This is a genomic window from Streptomyces sp. NPDC008150, from assembly GCF_042956945.1.
Taxonomy (GTDB): Bacteria; Actinomycetota; Actinomycetes; order Streptomycetales; family Streptomycetaceae; genus Streptomyces.
In genome coordinates this window covers 441,506-463,116 of the sequence record NZ_JBIBHJ010000006.1, presented here as the reverse complement: position 1 = coordinate 463,116, position 21,611 = coordinate 441,506, and the positions used below count along the sequence as shown (strand labels likewise).

Here is a 21,611-nt window from a genome sequence, read left to right as displayed (position 1 = left end):
GGCGGCGCCCGGAGCTTCCCGGAGCGCCCTGAACCGCGGGCGAGGCCGCGGCCGTTCGGCCAAGGAGGAGCAGCCAGGAGCACCATAACGGGCCCCGAGGCAATTCTGTCAACATTCTGCCGTGCGGCTGTTCCGTGGAGATCGGTCACTCCCGCAGCCGCGATCCGCGCACGGACGGGGCGGGCGGACCACCGTGCCCGCCCGCGGCACCATGGCGGCCACCTTTCGCAGCGCCGGAAATCCCCCATCACACCTGCTGGAACCCCCACCGGAATGACAGGGCCGAGCCTTCCCCGCGAAGCGCCGAGCGAAGGGGCCCACCCGTTGTGAGCACCTCGCCCGCACGCAGCGGACCCTGCCGACGCCCTGACGGGAAGAGACGGGGCGCCATGACGGCACAGAAGAAGGTGCCGCAAAGTGTTGACACTTTGATGGTAGGTGCCCCTATGCTGCTCGGAACCGCGCGCCCCTTCCGTGCGCACCGCTCGTCGGGCACCCAGCCGGCGGTCACGACACCGCTGGTTCGAGGCTTCCCCGCCGCAGGAGGCCGCTCCCTGCCGCGTCCGCACCGGCCGCGGCGAGCGGGCCCACGGGCGCAGCCCCGACGTGCTCCTCGGGGGCGGCCTCGATCCACCCGCCGCCTCATGCCCGACGTCATCCGCTCCCCCACGCCGGCCCTGCGCCGCGTCGAACAGCCCGTCCGCCTACCTGGTTGAGGCCCCCATGACAGTGCAGCCCGACGACGGCCTCACACTCGCCGCCGATTTCCCCGACGCCTCCCACGAGCAGTGGCAGGCGCTCGTGCAGAAGGTGCTGCACAGGTCGGGCACGGACACGCCCATGACCGAGGTGGAGGACGCCCTCGCCACCGCGCTGGAGGACGGCATCACAACACGGCCCCTCTACACGCCCGGGGACGCCGCCCCCGACCCCGGTCTGCCGGGGTTCGCGCCGTTCGTGCGCGGCAGCCGGGCGGAGGGCAACGGCGCCGACGGCTGGGACGTGCGCGCCTGGCACCCGCTGCTCAGCAACGACTCGATCCTGACCGACCTGGAGAACGGCGTCACCTCGCTCTGGCTGCGGATCGGTGACGGCGCCGGCCCGGTGTCCGCGCTGGACCGCGCGCTGGAAGGCGTGCTGCTCGACCTCGCCCCCGTCGTCCTGGACGCGGGTGAGGAGAGCGAGGCGGCGGCCCGGGAACTGCTGCGCCTCTACGCGGAACACGGCGTCGCGGACGACGCGGCGCGGGGCAACCTGGGTGCCGACCCCCTCGGCCACGAGGCCCGCACCGGGAAGCCGTACCCGCTCGCGCCCTCGGTCGGTACGGCCCGGCTGTGCGCGGCCCGGTATCCGGGGCTGCGGGCGTTCACCGTCGACGCGCTGCCGTACCACGAGGCCGGTGGGTCCGCCGCCCAGGAGCTGGCCTGCTCGCTCGCCACGGGGGTCGCCTACCTGCGCGAACTGACCGCCTCGGGACTGGACGTCGAAGCGGCCTGCGACCAGCTGGAGTTCCGCTACGCGGCCACCGCGGACCAGTTCCTGACGGTGGCGAAGCTGCGGGCCGCGCGCCGTCTCTGGGCGCGGGTCGGCGAGGCGTGCGGCGCTCCCCGGGCCGGCGCGCAGCGGCAGCACGCCGTGACCTCGCCGGTGATGATGACGCGCCGCGACCCGTGGGTGAACATGCTGCGCACCACCGTCGCCGCACTGGCCGCCGGGGTCGGCGGGGCGGACTCGGTGACCGTGCTGCCCTTCGACCACGCACTCGGCCTGCCGGACGCCTTCGCGCGCAGGACGGCCCGCAACACCTCCGCCATCCTGATCGAGGAGTCCCACCTGTCCCGGGTGATCGACCCGGCCGGCGGCTCCTGGTACGTGGAACGGCTCACCGCCGAACTGGCCTGCGCGGCCTGGGAGTTCTTCCAGGAGATCGAGAGGGAGGGGGGCCAGGCGGCCGCACTGCGCTCGTCGATGATCGGTGAGCGGCTCGCGGCGACCTGGTCCGCGCGCTCCGCGAGGCTCGCCGAGCGGGGCGAACCGATCACCGGGGTCAGCGAGTTCCCGCTGCTCGGGGAGAAGGCGGTCGTCCGCGAGGCCGCACCCGCACCCCGCTCCGGCGGGCTGCCCAGGGTCCGCAGGGACGAGGCGTTCGAGAAGCTGCGCGCCCGCTCCGACACCCACCTCGCCGCCACCGGCGCCCGGCCGCGCGTCTATCTCGCCGCCCTCGGCCCCGCCGCCGCGCACACCGCCCGGCTCGCCTTCGCGGCGAATCTCTTCCGGGCGGGCGGAATAGAACCGGTCACGGACGGCGACTTCGCTGCGAGCGGCACGCGGCACGTCTGTCTCTGCTCCGACGACAGGAACTACGCCGAGGAGGCCGAGGCCCACGCCGCGGCCCTCCGCTCGGCGGGCGCCGAGCACGTCTACCTGGCCGGCGGCCCCGGCGCGTACGCCGGTGTCGACACCTGTCTCTTCACGGGCAGCGACGCCGTCGCGTCGCTCTCCGCCGCCCTCGACCGCCTGGGAGTGTCCTGATGGCTGTCCCCCCGATCCCCGACTTCACCACTGTCGACCTCGGCACGCCGACGGCCGACGCCGACGACGGCGCCTGGCGCGCCGCGTTCGACAAGGCCACCGGCGGCGGCGACTCGCTCTGGGAGACGCCGGAGGGCATCACCGTCAAACCGCTGTACACCGGGCAGGACCTGGAGGGCCTGGACTTCCTGGAGACCCGCCCCGGGATCGCCCCCTTCCTGCGCGGCCCGTACCCGACGATGTACGTCAACCAGCCCTGGACGATCCGTCAGTACGCGGGGTTCTCCACGGCCGAGGAGTCCAACGCCTTCTACCGGCGCAACCTCGCGGCCGGCCAGAAGGGCCTGTCCGTCGCCTTCGACCTGCCCACCCACCGCGGTTACGACAGCGACCACCCACGGGTGACCGGTGACGTCGGCATGGCCGGTGTCGCGATCGACTCGATCTACGACATGCGCCGGCTCTTCGACGGGATCCCGCTGGACAGGATGACCGTGTCGATGACGATGAACGGCGCGGTGCTGCCCGTGCTGGCGCTGTACATCGTGGCGGCCGAGGAGCAGGGGGTGCCCCCGGAGAAACTGGCCGGGACCGTCCAGAACGACATCCTCAAGGAGTTCATGGTCCGCAACACCTACATCTATCCGCCCGAACCGTCGATGCGGATCATCTCCGACATCTTCGCGTACACCTCGCGGCGGATGCCCCGGTACAACTCGATCTCCATCTCCGGCTACCACATCCACGAGGCCGGAGCCACGGCCGACCTGGAGCTGGCGTACACCCTCGCGGACGGTGTCGAGTACCTGCGGGCGGGGATGGCCGCCGGTCTGGACGTGGACACGTTCGCACCCCGTCTGTCCTTCTTCTGGGCGGTCGGCATGAACTTCTTCATGGAGATCGCGAAGTTGCGCGCGGCCCGGTTGCTGTGGGCCAAACTGGTTCGGCCGTTCGATCCGAAGAACGCCAAGTCCCTTTCCCTGCGCACCCACGCGCAGACGTCGGGCTGGTCGCTCACCGCGCAGGACGTGTTCAACAACGTCACCCGTACCTGTGTGGAGGCCATGGCCGCGACGCAGGGCCACACCCAGTCCCTGCACACGAACGCGCTCGACGAGGCGCTCGCGCTGCCCACCGACTTCTCGGCACGCATCGCCCGCAACACCCAGCTCCTCATCCAGCAGGAGTCCGGCACCACCCGGGTGATCGACCCCTGGGGAGGCAGCGCCTACGTGGAGAGACTGACGTACGAGCTGGCCCGCCGCGCCTGGGGGCACATCCAGGAGGTCGAGCGGGCGGGCGGCATGGCCAGGGCGATCGAGCTCGGGATACCGAAGCTGCGCATCGAGGAGGCGGCGGCCCGCACCCAGGCCCGCATCGACTCGGGACGCCAGCCGGTCATCGGCGTCAACAAGTACCGGGTGGAGACCGACGAGCGGATCGACGTACGCGCGGTCGACAACTCCTCGACGCGCGCCCGGCAGATCGAGAAGCTGCGGCGACTGCGTGCCGAGCGGGACGAGGAGGCGTGCCGCAACGCGCTGGAGGCGCTCACCCGGGCCGCCGGAGCCGATGGCAACCTCCTCGAACACGCGGTGGCCGCCGCACGGGCCAAGGCCACCGTCGGGGAGATCTCCGACGCGCTGGAGAGGGTCTACGGCCGCCACTCCGGCCAGATCCGGACGATCAGCGGGGTCTACCACAACGAGGCGGGCGGGTCCGCGGCCGTGGAGCGCACCCGAGCGCTCGTGGCCGACTTCGCCGAGGCCGAGGGCCGACGGCCGCGCATCCTGGTCGCGAAGATGGGTCAGGACGGCCACGACCGGGGTCAGAAGGTGATCGCGACCGCGTTCGCCGACCTCGGCTTCGACGTCGATGTCGGCCCCCTGTTCCAGACGCCGGCGGAGGTGGCGCGGCAGGCCGTCGAGGCGGACGTGCACGTGGTCGGGGTGTCGTCGCTGGCCGCCGGTCACCTCGCCCTCGTCCCGGCGCTGCGCGACGAGCTCGCCGCGCAGGGCCGCGCGGACATCATGGTCGTCGTCGGCGGGGTGATCCCCCCTCAGGACGTTCCCGTGCTGCTGGATATGGGCGCCGCGGCCGTGTTCCCCCCGGGAACGGTGATTCCCGACGCGGCCGACGACCTCCTGGCGCGCCTCGCGGCCGCGCTCGGCCACACGGACCTGTGAGGGCGGGGAAGCCGTGGTGATCGACCCGGAAGACTGTGCCGGCGAGGTCGTCGCCGGCAACCGGTCCGCCGTCGCCCGCGCCGTCACCCTCGTCGAGTCCGCCCGGCCGCAGCACCGGGCGGCGGCGCAGCGGTTGCTGACCGCTCTGCTGCCGTACAGCGGCGGGGCCCGGCGGATCGGGATCAGCGGCGTGCCGGGGGTGGGCAAGTCGACGTTCATCGACGCCTTCGGCTCGATGCTCACCGGGCGCGGGCACCGGGTGGCCGTCCTCGCCGTCGATCCCTCCTCCAGCCGGACCGGCGGTTCCATCCTCGGGGACAGAACCCGGATGGCCCGGCTCGCCGCCGATCCGGCGGCGTTCGTGCGCCCCTCTCCTTCCACCGGCACCCTCGGAGGGGTCGCGAGGGCCACCCGGGAGGCGATCATCGTGATGGAGGCGGCAGGTCACGACGTGGTCCTCGTCGAAACCGTCGGTGTGGGCCAGTCCGAGACGGCCGTGGCGAACATGGTCGACTCCTTCCTGCTGCTCGCGCTGGCCCGCACCGGGGACCAGTTGCAGGGCATCAAGAAGGGCGTCCTGGAACTGGCCGACGTCATCGCCGTCAACAAGGCGGACGGACCGCACGTACGCGACGCCGGGGCCGCCGCGCGTGAACTGGCGGGCGCTCTGCGGCTGATGCACGGCAGGGATGCCGTCTGGGCGCCGCCGGTGCTCACCTGCAGTGCCCGGGAGTCCACCGGCCTCGACACGGTGTGGGAGCGTCTCGATCAGCACCGCGTCCTGCTGGAGTCGACCGGCGGACTCGCCGCCCGGCGCCGCGAGCAACAGGTGGACTGGACCTGGAACTTGGTCCACGAGGAACTGCTGGGGCGCCTGCACCGCGACCCGGCCGTCCGTGCTCTCGTGCCCGCGTTGGAACAGCAGGTGAGGGACGGCCTGTTGACGGCCACGACCGCCGCGCAGCGCGTGCTCGACACGTTCCGCGGCGGCCCCGACGCCGCCGGCTCTCCGTGAGTGCGGGCGCGGGGAGGTGTTCCGTGCCCCGCGGGTGGGACGGCCCTCGCCGCCGGCCCTCACGGGCACACCGACAGCGGGGCCGCGGGAGCCCGCTGTGGCTCCCGCGGCCCCGCTGCGGCCACACGTCGGCAGTGCCCCCGGCGCGGTGGGTCCGCCCGGTTCCGCTCCGGGTGCACGCTCCGTCAGCGCGGGAGATCCGCGAGCTCTCGCCGCACGAACTCCCGGAAACCGGTGGGCTCTCGACCGAGCAGCCACGTGAGCACGTTGGGATTGCCGACGAAGTCGTGGCTGCTGTAGCGCTTGCTGATGGCCCGCGCCGCACGGGTGTGGTACGGAAACAGCCGCTCGTGGTCGGCACCGTGGGACGCCGCGGTGAACGTGTCGGCGTCGATGTGCCGGGCGGCCACCTCGCGACCGAGCACCTCGGAAACGACCCTCGCCAGGTCGTGCGCGGTGTAGCGGCCGGGAGCGACGAGTTCGTAGGTCGCTCCCGTGTGCCGCTCGCGGTCCCGGAGGACCGTGGCGGCCGCCTCGGCCACATCCGGCAGATCCACCATCGACTGGTACCTGTCGAGCGCCCAGGAGAGCAGGAAGACGCCCTGTTCGACAGGCGCCTTGAGCCGGTGGCGCAGCATGTAGTTGGCCGGCTGGAGAATCGTGAACTCCAGGCCGGAGGAGAGCAGATACTCCTCCAGGTCGCGCTTGATCTCGTGCTGTACGAGGTCGGTGAGGATCGCGTGGAGCACAGAGCTGAAGACGAAGTGCTCCACCCCGGCCTCACGCGCTGCGTCGATCGCCGCGAACCCCATCTCCCGCTCGTGGGGATGCAGGGTGGGCCCGACGTAGTAGACCTTGTCCACGCCTCGCATCGCCCGCGCCAGCAGGCCGGGTTCGGTGACGTCGCCGACGACCACGTCCGTCACACCGGCGGACCGGAGGGACCGCGCCGATTCCTCGGAGCGCACGCACGCTCGGACGGCCTGGCCATCGGCCAGAAGTCGCGGAACCAGGTACCTGCCCTGGTTGCCGTTGGCCGCAGTCACCAGTATCACGAAGCCATCCCCTTGCAGACGTTCAGGTGTCGACGGTCCGCGGACCGCGCCTCATCCTCCGAGCACCTGGCGATAAATGTCAACACTTTGCGAGCCGCGTTGTGGATTCACGGGCGAAATATGCGAGGTAGGAGGGATTCCCGTTGCAGAGTGTCGACAGACCGGGCGGGAGGTTCGCCGATCGCGGCGGGTCGGCCGAAGCCGGCGCGCGGGCCGCCGTCGTGCGGCCCGACGGCCGATCGCCTCGCCCGAGCTCCGCCGGTCCGAGCCCGCGTTCCGGCCCCTGACCAGCGGTCAAGGCCATCCGTTACGCTTCGCCCATGGTCCTGCCTGCCCATCGAACGCGCGCCGAGGAAGTCGTCGTCTTCGTCGAGGACGCCATCGAGAAGCGCGGACTGCGGCCCGGGGACCACATCGGCACCCGCGCCGACCTGCGTGAGCAGACAGGGGTGGCGAAGGCGACGGTCAACGAGGCCCTGCGGCTGCTCCAGGAACGCCGACGGATCGTCCTGCGGCCCGGCCCCGGCGGCGGACTGTTCGTCGCGGCGACCGACCCCGTGGTGCGCCTCGGGCGCACTCTGCTGACCGTGCGCGGCGAACCCATGGCCGTCGCCGGCGCCATCGAGGTCCGGGAGCAGCTCGAACCGCTCGTCGCCGCACACGCGGCGGAGCACCGCTCTGCCACCGACGTGCGCGAGTTGAAGTCGTTGATCACCGCGATGCGGCGAAGCCTGGACGACGTCTTCCAGTTCGTCTCCCTCAACTGGGACCTGCACGTGCGCATCGCGGCCATCTCCCCGAACGCCGTGCTCCGGGGCACCTACGTCGGCCTCTACGAGTTCGTCAACCACGTGTCACTGGTGAACCCCCAGCCCCGTGACAGCGAGTACCTCGCGCAGCGCCTGAAGGTTCACAGCGACCTGGTGGCCGCCATCGTCGCCGGTGACGTCGCCGCCGCGCGGCAGGCCGGGGAAGCACACCGGCACACCGCCTGAGCCGGGCCGTCCCCGGTAGGGGGCGACCCGTTCGTCGTCCCACGCGGCCGTCGGCCGACGCGCAGCCCCTCGTCGGCAGCGGCCCGGCGTCGGCGGAGGAAGCACTGCCGCACGACCAGGAGAGCGCAGGGCGCGGTCCGGCACCCAGGACACACGGCCACTGCTTCGGCCCGCCTATCAGACCTAACCATTCAACCCGATGGCACCGGGCGGAAGGTCGTAGAACCTGAACTTCATCAGGCCGCAAAACCCTTGACACACAAACCGCCACGATGCAGGGTTCGGCCTATTGGTTCGGCCCATTTACTTCATGGGGCACCACGCGGAACGCGCGACGGCAGCCCGGGACCGAACCCCTTCTTCGCATCAGGTCCTTCCTCCGCAGATCACCAGGAGTGTGCAAAGATGCTCGCCAATTTCAGTGATCCCGGTCCCCGCGGCGCCGTGCGCGTACGTCGCCCGCGCCCCGGTCGCGCCGGACAGGCTGCCGCGGCCTGCGCCTCGGTGATCGCCCTCGTGTCGGTCGCGGCCTGCGGTTCCTCGTCGGACTCGGACGGCTCCGCCGCCAAGCAGCCGGCGAACACCGCGGCGGCCAAGGCGGCCCTGAGCGACTACACCGTCCCGCCCACCGACTTCCCGGTGACCGACGCCCTCGGGCAACGGCTCCCGGCCGGCAAGAAGTTCGCCTACCTGCAGTGCTCGACACCCATCTGCGCCGCGGTGGGCTCCATCGTGAAGCAGGCGGTCCAGGCGATCGGCGGGACGACGACGGTGGTGAACGCCGGCTCGACGGCGCAGACGGCCCAGGCGGCCGCGTCGAGCGTGAACGCGCTGAAGCCGGACGCCGTCATCCTCGGCGCGATCGATCCGGCCCTGTTCGGCGACGGTCTGAAGAAGCTGTCCGCGAGCGGCGTCAAACTGGTCTCCCTGCAGATAGCCAAGGACGTGGCGCCGTACGGCATCACCTTCAACTACCTGGGTGAGGACCTGAGTCGACGCAACGGCAAGCTCATGGCCGACTGGGTGATCGCCAAGAAGGGCGCGGGCGTCGAGACGGTGCTCTACACGGAGCCCGCCCTCGACATCTCGGCCCCGGTGCAGAAGTCCTTCCAGGACGAGATGAAGAAGAACTGCCCTTCGTGCAAGGTGCGCGTCGTCCCCATCGACGTGGCCACCATCGGAACGACCGCGCCGCGCACCGTGGTCACCGACCTCCAGGCCCACCCCGACACGAAGTCCGCGGTGTTCGTGAGCCTCTCGGCGGCCGCGGGCCTTCCGGCGGCGATGAAGGCCGCGGGTCTGTCCGTCACGACCCTGGGCTTCGGGCCCACCGCGAACAACCTCCAGGACATCAAGGACGGCAAGCTGACGGCCGCCCTGAACATCGACTTCCCGGTGTCGACGTGGACGGCCGTGGACGCGGCCGCACGCCTGATCGAGGGCGATGAGCCGACGGCGAGCGAGAAGGCCGGAGAGGTGCCCGAGCAGTTCCTGGAGCAGAAGGACATCACCTTCGACCCGACGCGCGGCTGGTCGGCCTTCCCCGACTACGCGAACCGGTTCGCGCAGTTGTGGAAGGTGTCCTCGTGACCGGCACGGCCGCGCCACTCCTCCGGATCCGCGGCATGTCGAAGACGTTCCCGGGCCTCAAGGCGCTCGACGACGTGTCGTTGGAGGTCCGGGCCGGCGAAGTCGTCGCCGTGCTCGGGCACAACGGATCCGGTAAGTCGACGCTGGTCAAGATCCTCGCCGGGGTGCACCAAGCCGATCCCGGGACCGTCGTCGAGGTTCGGGACACCGGGGGCGAACTGGTCGCGGGGCCCGACGCGCGCGAGAACCTGCACTTCATCCACCAGGACCTGGGGCTGGCCGACATCCTGACGACGGTGGAGAACCTGGGCCTGGGCCGCTCGGCCCGCGGCCGAGGGTTCGCCCCCGTCCGCAACGCCGCCGAGCGACGCCACGCGCAACTGCTCCTCGCCCGGTTCGGCGCCGACCTGGACGTGACGGTCCCGGTCGGGAAGCTGTCGCCGGCGCAGCGGGCGATCGTCGCGATCGCCCGCGCCCTGGACGGCTGGACGCGCCCGGACAACGTGCTCCTGCTCGACGAGCCCACGACGGCGTTGCACGGCGACGAGGTGCAGGTGCTGTTCGAAGCGATCCGCCGGGTCGCCTCCTCCGGGGCCGGCGTCGTCTTCATCTCCCACCGGCTCGACGAGGTCCTCGAACTGGCCGACCGCGTGGTGGTGTTGCGCGACGGCCGCGTGGTCGCCGAGCAGGCCACGAGCGAGCTCGACCACGACAAGATCGTGACGCTCATCGCCGGGCGCGAGATCGCCGGTGCGGCGGTGGCGCCACGGGACGTCCCCGGCGAGCCGGTGCTGACCGTGCGCGACGCGAGCGGCACGGGGATAAGCGACTTCTCGATGGACCTGCGGGCGGGCGAGATCGTCGGCGTCAGCGGCATCCTGGGGTCCGGACGGGACCGGCTCGCCCCCTTGCTCTTCGGTGCGCTGCACCGAAGCGGCGGCCGGATCGAGGTGGGCGGCCGGGAACTCGGCCCCTCCGACGTCCGGGCGGCGATCGAGAGCGGGATGGCCTACGTTCCCGCCGACCGCCGCCGCAGCGGCGTCGTAATGGACATGAACGTCCGGGAGAATCTGACCCTGCCGTTGCTGCGCCCGTTGCGGCGGCTGCTCGGACGCCTCGACGGGCGGGCCGAGCGGGCGCAGGTCCGGTCGTGGATCGAGACCGTCGGGCTGCGCCCGCCCGATCCCGACAAGCCGCTGAAACTGCTCAGCGGCGGCAACCAGCAGAAGGTCGTCCTGGCCAAGTGGCTGCGCGTCCGTCCACGGGTACTGCTCCTCGACGAGCCCACCCAGGGGGTCGACGTGGGCGCCATCGCCGCCATCTACGAGTTGGTCCTTGCCGCGCGGGACGAAGGGACCGCCATTCTGCTGTGCTCCTCGGACACGAAGGAACTCGTGACCTTGTGCGACCGGGTCCTGGTCCTCAAGGAGGGACGGGTGGTCAGCGAGGTCCAGCGGGCCGACCTGACCGAAGAACGGCTGATCCGCGACGAGTTGGGACTGCGGACCGCCGACAGCCTCAGCGGTACGAGCGACCCGGAGTGAGAACCATGAATACGACCGAGACCGCCTCGTCGTCGGAGCGGGTCGTGGAGGCCGGCCCGTCGCGGGACACGGCGCGCAAGAGGTTCCCGACGGACGGGCTGCGCCGGGCGCTGGCCTTCCGCAACGTCTCCGCGCTCTACCTGCTCGCCCTCATGACCGCCGTCTTCGCCCTCTGGGTCCCCGACACCTTCCTCACCTCCGGCACCTGGCGCTCCCTCCTCTCCGACCAGGCCGTCACCTGCCTCGTCGCCGTCGGACTCGTCATCCCCACCGCCGCCGGCGTCATCGACCTCGCCATCGGCGCCGAAGTCGGCCTCGGAGCGATCCTCGTCGCCCGACTCCTCGTCGGCCACGTCCCCGTCCCGATCGCGATCCTCCTCGCACTCCTCGCCGGAGCCGCCGTCGGACTCTTCTCCTGGCTCATGATCACCCGCGCCCGCATCCCCTCCTTCATCGCCACCCTCGCCATCAGCTCCCTCCTCGCCGCCACCACCGCCTGGATCTCCCACAGCCAACAGATCGTCAACCTCCCCGCCGGCTACGGCAAGTTGGGCACCGGCCAGCTCCTCGGCATCACCTACCCCGTCTACATCACCCTCGCCGTCGCCCTCCTCCTCTGGTACCTCCTCGAACACACCCCCACCGGACGGCACATCCACGCCACCGGCGGCAAACCCGATGCCATGGGCGGCAACAGCGACGCCGCCGCGCTGGCCGGTGTCCGGGTCTCCCGGGTCGTTCTCGGTGCGCTGGTGACCTCGGGCGCGGTCGCCGGTCTCGCCGGTCTCCTGCTCACCTCACAACTCTCAACCGGCGACCCCACCGTGGGACCCGGCTACCTCCTCCCCGTCATCGCCGCCGTCTTCCTCGGCTCAACACAATTCAGAGGCGGCCGCTTCAACATCTGGGGCACCGTCCTCGCCGCCTACACCCTCGCCGTCGGAGTCAAGGGCCTCCAACTCGCCGGCCTCCCCGTCTGGATCCCCGACCTCTTCAACGGCACCGCACTCCTCGCCGCCGTCGGCCTCGCCGCATGGCGCAGGCCACCGATGTCCCGACGGGAGGCTCTCCGCCGACTGGTCCGGAACAACAGCACGACCGCGTGGGCGGATCGACGGGCCCGCCGCAGCGAGCTGCTCGCACGGGCCGTCCCGGTGCCCTCGGAGCGGGTCGTGGAGGGCGATCCGTCGCGGGACACGGCGCGCAAGAGGTTCCCGACGGACGGGCTGCGCCGGGCGCTGGCCTTCCGCAACGTCTCCGCGCTCTACCTGCTCGCCCTCATGACCGCCGTCTTCGCCCTCTGGGTCCCCGACACCTTCCTCACCTCCGGCACCTGGCGCTCCCTCCTCTCCGACCAGGCCGTCACCTGCCTCGTCGCCGTCGGACTCGTCATCCCCACCGCCGCCGGCGTCATCGACCTCGCCATCGGCGCCGAAGTCGGCCTCGGAGCAATCCTCGTCGCCCGACTCCTCGTCGGCCACGTCCCCGTCCCGATCGCGATCCTCCTCGCACTCCTCGCCGGAGCCGCCGTCGGACTCTTCTCCTGGCTCATGATCACCCGCGCCCGCATCCCCTCCTTCATCGCCACCCTCGCCATCAGCTCCCTCCTCGCCGCCACCACCGCCTGGATCTCCCACAGCCAACAGATCGTCAACCTCCCCACCGCCTACGGCAAGTTGGGCACCGGCCAGCTCCTCGGCATCACCTACCCCGTCTACATCACCCTCGCCGTCGCCCTCCTCCTCTGGTACCTCCTCGAACACACCCCCACCGGACGGCACATCCACGCCACCGGCGGCAACGCCCAGGCCGCCACCCTCGTGGGCATACGACCCGGCCGGATCATCCTGTTCGCGCTGGTCACGTCGGGCGCGGTCGCCGGTCTCGCCGGTCTCCTGCTCACCTCACAACTCTCCACCGGCGACCCCACCGTGGGACCCGGCTACCTCCTCCCCGTCATCGCCGCCGTCTTCCTCGGCTCAACACAATTCAGAGGCGGCCGCTTCAACATCTGGGGCACCGTCCTCGCCGCCTACACCCTCGCCGTCGGAGTCAAGGGCCTCCAACTCGCCGGCCTCCCCGTCTGGATCCCCGACCTCTTCAACGGCACCGCCCTCCTCGCCGCCGTCGGCCTCGCCGCATGGCGCAGGACGCCCACCGCCCGAACCTCCGGACGCGGGCGCCCGTGGCGTCCGCGATCCGGCACCCCGCAACCGAAATGACCCCGCGGGCGCCCCGGTTCACCCGGCGCCCGCGAGACCAAGACACAGTTGAAGGAGGTCTCATGTCCGAGGCCATCGACCCCGCGTCGTTCCGCGAAACGCTGGGCCACTACCCGACCGGAGTGGCCGTGGTGACCGCCGTCGCCGAGGACGGCGACGCCGTCGGCATGGTCGTCGGGACGTTCTCCTCGGTCTCTCTGGACCCACCGATGGTCGCGTTCTTCCCGGCCGTCAGTTCCCGGAGCTTCCAGCGGATCAGGACCGCCCGCTCCTTCTGCGTCAACGTCCTGGCTGCCGACCAGGAGCTGCTGTGCCGGCGCTTCGCGACCGGCGGACAGGACAAGTTCGAGGGTGTGCGCTGGCGGCCCGGCCCGCTCGGTTCGCCCGTCCTGGAGGACGCCGTGTCGTGGGTCGAGTGCACCTTCGAGGAGGTGCGGGAGGCCGGTGACCACTTCATCGTCCTCGGCCGCGTCCACGACCTCGCGGTGGAACGGTCGACGCTGCCGCTGCTGTTCTTCCAGGGCGGCTACGGTCGCTTCTCTCCCGGCTCCCTGCTCGCCACACCGGACCCCGAACTGATCCAGGCCGCGCAACTGGCCGAGACGGTCCGGTCCCAGGTCGAGGATCTCAGCGCCGAACTCGCGGTCAACTGCGGCATCCTGGTCAAGATCCGCGGCGACGCGGTGCAGGTGCTGGCCGCGAACGGAGGCTCCGTCACCGAGCCGTTCCCCCTGGGGCACCGGCAGCCGATCATCCCGCCGCTGGGGGCGGCCTTCCTGGTGGACTCGGACCCGGAGGACGTCGAGGACTGGCTGCGGCGTGCCGTGGACGACAGCGACGAACGCCGTGCGGTCTACCGCGCCCGGCTGGAAAAGGTGCGCGAGTGCGGGTACTCCCTCCTCGCCGCCGAGCCCCACCTGATGCGGCGCCAGCAGGAGGCCCTGTCCGCGTTCGAACTCTCCGATCGCCTGCCGCGGCACGAACGCGCGGTGGCGGAGGCGACGTCCGAACTGACCGAGGTGTTCTGCCCCGATCTGCTTCCGGGCGAGCGCTACGACCTGGCGTCGATCGTCGCCCCGGTCCCCACGGATCCGAAGCTGCCCGCGATGGCGATCCGGATCACCGGCATGCCGGCCTCGGCGTCGACGGAGCTGATCGAGTCCTGGGTCGCCCGGCTCAGGCAGGTCGCGGCCTCCGCCGGGAAAGCCATGACGGGTACCGGCGGGTGACCGGCGTTTCGCGAGGCTCGACGTCGTCGTGACCGTCGTTCCTGAACGCGGGCGCGCGGCCCGTCGCGCACCGCGTCCAGGACTGTGAGCCGGGTTGCCCACGGCATTGCGGTCGTCGCGGTGGCACCGCGTGCGCCTGAATCCGGCGGCCGCGGAAGCAGGGCCGGAGCGCCCGCACCGGGTCGGCGGCCGACACCCCCGTGTCGTGAAGGCGGCGCCTGCCCGGCCACGCAGCCGGGTCGTCGCTCAGGGCAGAGCGACAATCCGCAGGAAGTTCTGCGTGAACGTGTCGATGACCTCGTCCTCCGTGGGCAGTTCCGCCGAGGTCACCCGTCCCGTGACGGGGCGCAGCAGGAAGTGGAAGAAGAGGGGGCTGACCATCTGCTGCGTGAGCAGGAGCGGCGGCATGTCACGGATACGGCCGGCGGCGACCTCCGCCGTGAGCCATCTCCCGACGCCGGCCAGCAGACGGGGCGTGAGCGCCTCGAAGACGGTCTGCACGTTCGCGTCGCCCGGCCGGGCGAAAACCTCGGCCAGCAGCGCGGGAAAGACCCGCGGCTCGCTCTTCAGCGCCTCGGCCAGGAGCTTGTAGTGCCCCCGTACCGTGTCCTCCAGGTCTCGGTGCGGTGCGGCCAGGAACGCCTCGACGTCGACGATGGGGCTGTAGCGCTCGAACACGGTGCGCAGCAGTTCGTCGCGGCTGCCGAACGTCGCGTAGAGGCTGGGGACGGAACACCCGGCCCACGTCGCGACCCGCTCGAAGGTCACTGTTCCCAGGCCTTGTTGACTGATCAGAAGCCCCGTTGCCTCGATGGCGCGTTCCCTGACCGGCTTGCGTCCCCCCGATTCGAGCCCGGCGGCGCGCAGCGCCTCGTCCAGGGCCATGCGGGTGCCGCCGAGCCGACGCAGCAGGGTGCTCCGGGACACTCCGGCCTCCAGAGCGATGTCCCGCAGCGTCACGTCGGCGGGGGCAAGGCCGCGTGCCCTCGCGGCCCGCACGGTGGCCTCGACGATCTCTTGCGGGACATGGCCATCCGTGACCTCGCGGGCGCGTGACATGCAGGTCAACCTATTGCGTATTCACATGTCCGTCCAAGAGAAGCGGACTTGCCGGGTCCGTTGCGGCACCGTCCTGTCCGGGACGGACGGGACGGTTCACGCCTCCGGCGGCGGTACGACGGGCAGGCACACATGGCTCGGGTGAGCCGGGCCGGTGTGCAGCGTGGTCCGCGCGCCGGCGCCACCCGTCGGGTCGTCGGAGAGCGCCGTTCCGGGCACGGCTCTGCCTCCGGCGCGGGGCTGAACGTCGACGCGGATGCGCTGCCCCCGCCGCACCCGGCCGGTGTGCGGCGGGATCTCGACCTCCACCGCCGTCGGACGCTCGCGGTCCGGACCGGGGTTCGGCACCTTGAGCCAACCCGCCGCCAACGGTTGGGGGACGACACCGGAGACGGTCGGCGACCCGCCGAAGTCGACCTCCCGGTTCTGCTCGTCGAGCACACGCACCGTGACGTGAACGTCCATGTCGTCGCTGGTGCCGGAGACCCACAGCCGGGCCTTCCCGCGGCCGGCGAGCACGACGTCCTCGGTCAGCGGTTCGCTGACGAACGTGGCTCCGGGTCCGCGCCCCGCGACGGCCGCGGAGGGCCGCCGGGGCTCCTGCTCCTGAGGCCCGGCCGGAGGCTCCTCGGCCGGGCAGCTCAGAGTCCGCCCGGCGCGGGGGACCGAGCGTGTGAGGCGCAGAGCGTTGCCGGGCGTCGGGTGGACCGGGTCGGAGGGCAGGGCGTCCAGGTGGTAGCGGAGGTACTCCGTGCGTGCGATCGGCCACTCGTCCTCCTCCTGCACGTAGGAGGTGCCTTCGCCCGTACGTATCTCCAGGCGCACCGGGGGCCTGTCCATGATCCCGTTGTCGATCCCCTTCAGCCAGTGGTCGAGAAAGGCCGCGTAGTCGTCGGCCGCCGTCGCCGAGTGGGGTGTCGTGCGCCAGTCGTCGTTCCAGAAGTCGAGCTTCTTGTGCGGTGTGGGTGCGTCGACGTAGGCCTCGGTGCCGCCCGGTTGAGGGACGCCGCCGGGGCGGGACGCCGAGGCGACCGCCCACAGCGGTACCGGCACCGGCACCGGTTCGGGAGAGGGATCGGTACGCGTCGGCGCCACGTGCCGGGACCACTCGCCGAGCCCCGGGTCCGGGGTCCCGCCGGTGTGGCCCGCCTCCTCCCGCGGGTCGGTCTCCGGACCGAAGACGATCATTGCCCTGAGGTGGACGGGGCGGGGGCGAGCCGGCGCGTGCGGGCCCACCGCGTGGTGCGACCCCGCCCAGAGGCCGACGGCTCCGTTCGACCACGGCTGGACGCCGGCCCACTCGATCGCGTCGCGGTACGCCCCGGCCTCTTCGCTCCCCGGGGCATCGGGTGCGCCCCGCCGTCCAGCAGCAGCGGGGCGGTCGACCAGGACGACGGCGTAGCCGCGCGGGACCCACGACGCCGGGTCGACGCCGAAGTGGCTCCGGTACGCGCAACCGTCCGGATCACCGAGGAAGTACCCGTCCTCCAGGGCCTCGTGGCGTTCCGCGTCCCAGTCGTCACCGGCGCCGCGGCGGAGGGACACCCTGCCGCGGGGACTCCGGCTCATCACCACCGGAACCGGCTCCTCGCCCTCCGGGCGGAAGACGTCCGCGTACACGAACGAGCCGTCGTACAGCGGGATCCTCACGTCCCGGAACCGGCGGACACCGAGGATGTTCCGGCGGACCTCGTTACGGGCGGCGGCCGGCGTGACGAGTCTGCGCCGTGCTGCGCCGGAACGGCTGTCGGCCCGGTTCAGGTCACGGACCAGGCGCATGACGACCGGGTCCTCTCCGAACGCCTGGACGGGGTCGTCCGGGGCGCCCGGAAGCCAGGGGAAGCCCTGCCGGAAGTCGACGGTGCGATCCCCCACCGTGTCGTGCGTCCGGCGCGTCAGCCGGATCCCGTCGTCGCAGCCGTCGTTCCGGTTGAGCGTCTGCAGGAGCCGGGCGATGTTCGTCAGCTCCGGATCAGCCACTCTGTGGAGGTCGCCGTCCACTCGGGCGACGAGGTTCGCGACGGTGATCCGCTGCGCGCCCCGTGCGGCGCCGAACACGACCGAGCCCACGGAGAAGGCGACCACCTCACCGTCCCGGAAGGTGAAGGACCCGTCCTCACCCGTGAAGCCCGAGCAGCTGGGGGTCGTGTACCGCAGACCGGCGACGGGCCCCGCGAATCTTCCGGTGCGCAGCATGGGATTCGGCCTTCCCGATCAGGGCGGTGAGGTCCCGGCGTCGACCGGGCGGGCCGGCGGGGCGTTTCCGCCGCGGGCCGGGACACGGCTGGAGCGTGCCGGTCGGTCCCGCGGTGGCCGAGGAGAGGCGGGGCCGGGCGTCCGAGGTGCCGGCCGGCACGGCCGGACACGTGTCCGGCCGGCTCCTCGCCCGCTGCCCCGCCGACCGGCAGGGTCAGCCGGCCTTGACGGGAAGTTGCAGATAGGACGCGTGGTCGCCGCCGGTGTGGACGACGTGCTGCCCGCTGTTGGCCGGGGTGTACTCGCGGATCCCGGGCATCATCGTGCCGAGGAGCGACCGGCCGCTGACGACGAGGCGCAGTTGCTCACCCGGGTGGAAGACCAGCCCGATCGGGAGCAGGTCGATCTCGACGTCGACGACCTCGCCGGGAGAGAGCTTTTCCACCCGGTCGAAGGTGTGGACGGGGATGTCGTCCACGGACAGTTTCTCGTCCAAGTGGCGCATGGAGACGCGCAGCCGGCCGTCGGAGCCCTTGTACCGGAGGATGGAGGCTCCCCGCTCCGTGACGTCCTGGACCATCGCGCCGTGGTTGCGCGCCGTGAACTGCTGCAGGGGCGTGCCGTGGGCGTCGAGCTTCTGCACGAGGAGGAACAGGTCCATGTCGTCCGAGCCCCGGGCCTCGACCCACAGGTGCGCCTTCGGGTATCCGAGCAGGACGGTCTCCCGGTCGAAGCGGGTCACGAACGACACGGCGTCGGGGTTGGCCCCCACGGTGTAGCCCGCCGTCGCGCCGTCGGCGGGCGCCGCGGTCGACAGGGACCTCGTGCGGCCGTCGAGGTAGAACTTCGTCGAGGTGACGTCCGCCGGGGGGAACTGGTCGGCCGGGACGTTCACCTGGTCGCCGCCCTGCAGGTCGAGGAGGGAGTAGCGCACGCGCGGCGTTTGCTCCCAGCCGTTGTCCTCGTCCTTGAGGTAGCGGTCGAAGAACCGGCGCAGGTCTTCCCGGTTGTCCTCGTCGTAGTAGTCGGGCCACTCCTGGCTGTTGTGAACGCGCAGCCACTTGTCCTGGGACGCGATCCGGCGCCAGGCGCGGAAGGTGCCGGCGGTGTGCAGCGTGTTGGAGTAGCTGGCCACGACGTAGGCGGGCACGGTGACGCGGTCGAAGACGGGGGTCTTCTCCTCCCACAGGTCGTCCATGAGCGGGTGGTGCTCCGCCTCGGTGAGGATGTCCTCCCGTCGCCCGTGACCGTAGTAGCTGTTGTCCTGGAGCTGGCGGGCGAAGCCCGTGTCCGGCATGCCGCCGCGAAGGACCAGGTCGCGGTAGACGTCGCTGACGCCCTCCCAGGGGTTGATCGCCACCAGGTGCGGAGGTTGTTCGGCGGCGGTGAACCACTGCGAGACCGCGAGGTAGGACGTGCCGCTCATCGCGACCTTGCCGGTGCACCAGTCCTGGACGCCCAGCCATTCGATCAGGTCGTAGCAGTCCCGGCCCTCCTGCCGGTCCCAGATGACGCTGTCGCCCTCCGAGTCCCCCACACCGCGGATGTCCGGGTTGCAGATCGCGTAGCCCTGGGCGCACCAGTACGCCGGGTCGGGGCCCTCGAACTTCTCCAGGCCGGAGACCGCGCCGTTGTCCAGGCCGACCATGCCGAAGATGCCCATCACGCTGGCGGACGAGCCCTGGCCCTTCCCGTACGGGCTCCACGCGACGATGACCGGGACCCGCTCCGCCCCGGCGGGACGGAAGACGTCGACGTAGATCGTCACGCCGTCCCGCAAGGTGACGGCCACGTCCTTCTCGAAGACGATGTCGACGGGCACCGGACAGAACTGCGGGGCCAGTTGGAAGCCCGCCTCCAGCGTGCGCGTTCCCGGTTCGAAGCCGCTCAGGATTCCGTACCGGGGGCCCGGCTCCAGCGGCTGGGACGGTGTGAAGACCTTCTTGTCATCGCTCATGGTGATTCCTCGCGTGTCGTCGTCCGCGCACCAACAGTCTCTGGCGGTAGGGGGACCGTACGTCTGCGGCTCCCGTAACTCAACCCCCGTTGATATTAATGTCGGCGAGGTAAATTCGCGGTATGAACGCGCACTCGAATCCGCCCGCCCCCGCGCGCCGTGGACGGCGACCGGGTACCAGCACGACCCGACGGGCGATCCTCGACGCGGCCCGCGCCCGGTTCGCAGCCGACGGCTTCGCGGCCACCACGATCCGGGGGGTCGCGGCGGACGCCGGCGTGGACGCGTCGCTGGTGATGCAGTTCTTCCGGTCGAAGAACGAGCTGTTCGCTGCCGTCATGTCCGTCCCGCCGGACGCCTTCACACGCTTCAGCGCGGCCTTCGAGGGCACGGACGACCTGCTGGGCGAGCGTGTGGTGCGGGCCTTCATCGAGATCTGGGAGGTGGACGCCGGCACGTCCGAGCCGCTCATGGCCATGCTCCGGAGCGCCATCACCAACGAACAGGCGAACCAGCAGCTGCGCGAGTTCCTCCAGGAGCGCATGGTCGTCAACGCCGTCACGTCCCGATCGGTCGAGGAGGCGACCCTGCGGGCGGGTCTCGTGTCCTCGATGCTCGTCGGACTGATGGTCGGCCGAGGCATCGTCGGCGTCCCGACGCTCGCCGACGCCGAGCGGGAGACGCTGGTCAGGATGGTGGGACCGGCGGTCCAGAGCCTCCTGGCCCCGCCGGCGCCTCCGGGCGACGGCGACGCGGGCCGATGACGCGGACCGGGGGCACCGGGGCGACCCCGGTGCCCCCGGCGCGTGGGCGCCCCGCGCTCTCAGGACGTCGAGACCCCGGAAGGCGCCATGTCCGCGGTGGTGGACGCCGCGACCACCTTGGACGCGGCCCCCGTCGTACGCCTGCCACGCCGGTCGGCGAGCAGCGCGAGGCCGATCCCGACGACCGTCCACACCGCCAGGACCAGGACGGGCCGGCCGCCTCCCGATCCGTCGAAGAAGGCGTTGGCTCGAAGGAGGCTGCCCGAGGCTCCCGGTGGCAGCAGTTGTCCGACCGTGGCCCATCCGTCCGGCAGCCAGTGCGGACCGGTGGCCAGACCGGAGAGGGGGTTGCCCAGCAGCATCACGAGGGCGCTGCCGAGCGCGAATCCCGCGACTCCGAGGCGAGCCTGCAGGCCCAGGAGGAGCGTGGACGTGGCAGCCAGGCCGAGGACGACGCCAAGGGCCGTGAGCACGAAGGTGCCGTCGACGGAGTGCGTGCCGAACTGCAGAACGGCGGCGATCGCCACGCCCGCCACGACGGAGAACAGAAGGGCTCCCGCCACCCGGATCCGCAGCCCGCGGTGACCGGCGAAGACGCTGCTGAGGATCAGGGCGGGAAAGATCCCACCGAAGATCATGGGCATCAGCGCCGCGGTCAGTCCCGCTCCTCGCGGGTCGTCCTCGGTGAAGGGCACCAGGTCGTGGACCGTCGCCCTCGTCCCGTGCCGGGCCGCGACGCCGTCGCCGAGGGCGGTGATCGCACCGGTGGCGGACGGGCCTCCGGCCGTGGCCGTGTAGACGTCGACGCCCTGGGCGCCGACGACCAGACCGCCCGCGACGTCTCCGTCGCCGACGGCCGACTCCACAGCGGCGGACGTCTCGTAGAGCCGCAGGTCCCACTGCGGGCCGTCCAGCTTCTTCTGCAGCTCCGCGACGGCCTGCCGGGGCCCGGTGGCGCCTATCGGGACGTCGTGGGGACCGCTGTGGAGCGAGGGCAGCGCGAAGGCACAGAGCATCGCCGTGATCAGGGCCGCCAGCCCGAGGACGACCAGAGTCAGCCTGCGCCCGATGCCGGGCGCCGCGGAGGAGCGGGTCATGGGGGTTCCTTCATCCATGTGTCGCGCAGGGGAGGAAGGCCCACCGCCGACGGGCGGGGGCCCGGTGCCGGCCCGACGTGTTCGCGCCGGGTCGGGCGGGGCCGGGATCGGCCGGTGGCCCGGTGAACACGCCGGGCGGTCGCGGCCGCGGCGGCTGCGCCGGGCCGGGG

Annotated in this window: 14 protein-coding genes; 9 read left to right on the top strand and 5 right to left on the bottom strand. The window is 71.7% G+C overall.

Going from position 1 to position 21,611, the window contains the following annotated elements:
• The first annotated feature begins 723 nt into the window (after positions 1 to 723).
• The 3 genes from ACFZA0_RS18425 to meaB are packed head-to-tail and all read left to right on the top strand — an operon-like array spanning position 724 to position 5,733.
• Complete coding sequence (locus ACFZA0_RS18425; RefSeq protein ID WP_391017557.1) at positions 724 to 2,532, top strand: methylmalonyl-CoA mutase family protein; 1,809 nt, start codon at positions 724 to 726, stop codon at positions 2,530 to 2,532.
• On the top strand, positions 2,532 to 4,718 hold the full coding sequence (scpA, locus tag ACFZA0_RS18420; RefSeq protein ID WP_391017555.1) for a methylmalonyl-CoA mutase: 2,187 nt from the start codon (positions 2,532 to 2,534) through the stop codon (positions 4,716 to 4,718). The genes ACFZA0_RS18425 and scpA overlap by 1 nt, the downstream gene beginning before the upstream one ends.
• Positions 4,719 to 4,734: 16 nt before the next feature.
• Positions 4,735 to 5,733: a methylmalonyl Co-A mutase-associated GTPase MeaB gene (gene meaB, locus ACFZA0_RS18415; RefSeq protein WP_391017552.1), complete on the top strand. Its 999-nt coding sequence runs from the start codon at positions 4,735 to 4,737 to the stop codon at positions 5,731 to 5,733.
• Between the two features lie 185 nt (positions 5,734 to 5,918).
• On the opposite strand, the gene ACFZA0_RS18410 is transcribed toward meaB, so the two are convergent.
• Positions 5,919 to 6,788, bottom strand: a complete 870-nt coding sequence (locus ACFZA0_RS18410; RefSeq protein WP_391017549.1) for an NmrA family NAD(P)-binding protein — start codon at positions 6,786 to 6,788, stop codon at positions 5,919 to 5,921.
• Between the two features lie 320 nt (positions 6,789 to 7,108).
• Between ACFZA0_RS18410 and ACFZA0_RS18405 the strand changes: the two genes are divergently transcribed.
• The 5 genes from ACFZA0_RS18405 (at position 7,109) to ACFZA0_RS18385 (ending at position 14,368) form a co-directional block, all read left to right on the top strand.
• Positions 7,109 to 7,783 (top strand): FCD domain-containing protein, encoded by a 675-nt coding sequence (locus ACFZA0_RS18405; RefSeq protein ID WP_391017547.1) that lies wholly within the window; start codon positions 7,109 to 7,111, stop codon positions 7,781 to 7,783.
• A gap of 405 nt (positions 7,784 to 8,188) precedes the next feature.
• Positions 8,189 to 9,373, top strand: a complete 1,185-nt coding sequence (locus ACFZA0_RS18400; RefSeq protein WP_391017544.1) for a substrate-binding domain-containing protein — start codon at positions 8,189 to 8,191, stop codon at positions 9,371 to 9,373.
• On the top strand, positions 9,370 to 10,917 hold the full coding sequence (locus ACFZA0_RS18395) for an ATP-binding cassette domain-containing protein (protein ID WP_391017542.1): 1,548 nt from the start codon (positions 9,370 to 9,372) through the stop codon (positions 10,915 to 10,917). Before ACFZA0_RS18400 ends, ACFZA0_RS18395 begins: the two co-directional genes overlap by 4 nt.
• A 5-nt stretch (positions 10,918 to 10,922) precedes the next feature.
• Positions 10,923 to 13,139 carry an ABC transporter permease gene (locus tag ACFZA0_RS18390; RefSeq protein ID WP_391017539.1) on the top strand — a complete coding sequence of 739 codons (2,217 nt, stop codon included), beginning with the start codon at positions 10,923 to 10,925 and terminating at the stop codon, positions 13,137 to 13,139.
• Between the two features lie 62 nt (positions 13,140 to 13,201).
• Positions 13,202 to 14,368, top strand: coding sequence for a flavin reductase (locus tag ACFZA0_RS18385; protein WP_391017536.1), 1,167 nt, complete (start codon positions 13,202 to 13,204; stop codon positions 14,366 to 14,368).
• Between the two features lie 246 nt (positions 14,369 to 14,614).
• Here the strand turns inward: ACFZA0_RS18385 and ACFZA0_RS18380 are convergent, their stop codons facing one another.
• The 3 genes from ACFZA0_RS18380 to ACFZA0_RS18370 all read right to left on the bottom strand — a co-directional run bounded on the left by ACFZA0_RS18380 (position 14,615) and on the right by ACFZA0_RS18370 (position 19,580).
• The gene (locus tag ACFZA0_RS18380; protein WP_391017533.1) at positions 14,615 to 15,427 is read right to left on the bottom strand and encodes a TetR family transcriptional regulator; all 813 of its coding nucleotides are present in this window, start codon (positions 15,425 to 15,427) and stop codon (positions 14,615 to 14,617) included.
• A gap of 96 nt (positions 15,428 to 15,523) precedes the next feature.
• Positions 15,524 to 17,623, bottom strand: coding sequence for a CocE/NonD family hydrolase (locus ACFZA0_RS18375; RefSeq protein ID WP_391017530.1), 2,100 nt, complete (start codon positions 17,621 to 17,623; stop codon positions 15,524 to 15,526).
• 214 nt (positions 17,624 to 17,837) lie between these two features.
• A complete protein-coding gene (locus ACFZA0_RS18370; protein ID WP_391017527.1) occupies positions 17,838 to 19,580 on the bottom strand; it encodes a CocE/NonD family hydrolase in 1,743 nt (580 codons plus the stop codon).
• 122 nt (positions 19,581 to 19,702) lie between these two features.
• Between ACFZA0_RS18370 and ACFZA0_RS18365 the strand changes: the two genes are divergently transcribed.
• Positions 19,703 to 20,344, top strand: a complete 642-nt coding sequence (locus ACFZA0_RS18365) for a TetR family transcriptional regulator (protein WP_391017524.1) — start codon at positions 19,703 to 19,705, stop codon at positions 20,342 to 20,344.
• Positions 20,345 to 20,403: 59 nt separating this feature from the next.
• Here ACFZA0_RS18365 and ACFZA0_RS18360 read toward each other — a convergent pair whose 3' ends face one another.
• On the bottom strand, positions 20,404 to 21,441 hold the full coding sequence (locus ACFZA0_RS18360; protein WP_391017522.1) for a hypothetical protein: 1,038 nt from the start codon (positions 21,439 to 21,441) through the stop codon (positions 20,404 to 20,406).
• Between the last annotated feature and the right edge of the window lie 170 nt (positions 21,442 to 21,611).

Coding starts and splice junctions, on each gene's coding strand:
- ACFZA0_RS18425 (WP_391017557.1), top strand. CDS start 724: ATGACAGTGCAGCCCGACGACGGCCTCACACTCGCCGCCGATTTCCCC.
- scpA (WP_391017555.1), top strand. CDS start 2,532: ATGGCTGTCCCCCCGATCCCCGACTTCACCACTGTCGACCTCGGCACG.
- ACFZA0_RS18405 (WP_391017547.1), top strand. CDS start 7,109: ATGGTCCTGCCTGCCCATCGAACGCGCGCCGAGGAAGTCGTCGTCTTC.
- ACFZA0_RS18400 (WP_391017544.1), top strand. CDS start 8,189: ATGCTCGCCAATTTCAGTGATCCCGGTCCCCGCGGCGCCGTGCGCGTA.
- ACFZA0_RS18390 (WP_391017539.1), top strand. CDS start 10,923: ATGAATACGACCGAGACCGCCTCGTCGTCGGAGCGGGTCGTGGAGGCC.
- ACFZA0_RS18385 (WP_391017536.1), top strand. CDS start 13,202: ATGTCCGAGGCCATCGACCCCGCGTCGTTCCGCGAAACGCTGGGCCAC.
- ACFZA0_RS18380 (WP_391017533.1), bottom strand. CDS start 15,427: ATGTCACGCGCCCGCGAGGTCACGGATGGCCATGTCCCGCAAGAGATC.
- ACFZA0_RS18375 (WP_391017530.1), bottom strand. CDS start 17,623: ATGCTGCGCACCGGAAGATTCGCGGGGCCCGTCGCCGGTCTGCGGTAC.
- ACFZA0_RS18370 (WP_391017527.1), bottom strand. CDS start 19,580: ATGAGCGATGACAAGAAGGTCTTCACACCGTCCCAGCCGCTGGAGCCG.
- ACFZA0_RS18365 (WP_391017524.1), top strand. CDS start 19,703: ATGAACGCGCACTCGAATCCGCCCGCCCCCGCGCGCCGTGGACGGCGA.
- ACFZA0_RS18360 (WP_391017522.1), bottom strand. CDS start 21,441: ATGACCCGCTCCTCCGCGGCGCCCGGCATCGGGCGCAGGCTGACTCTG.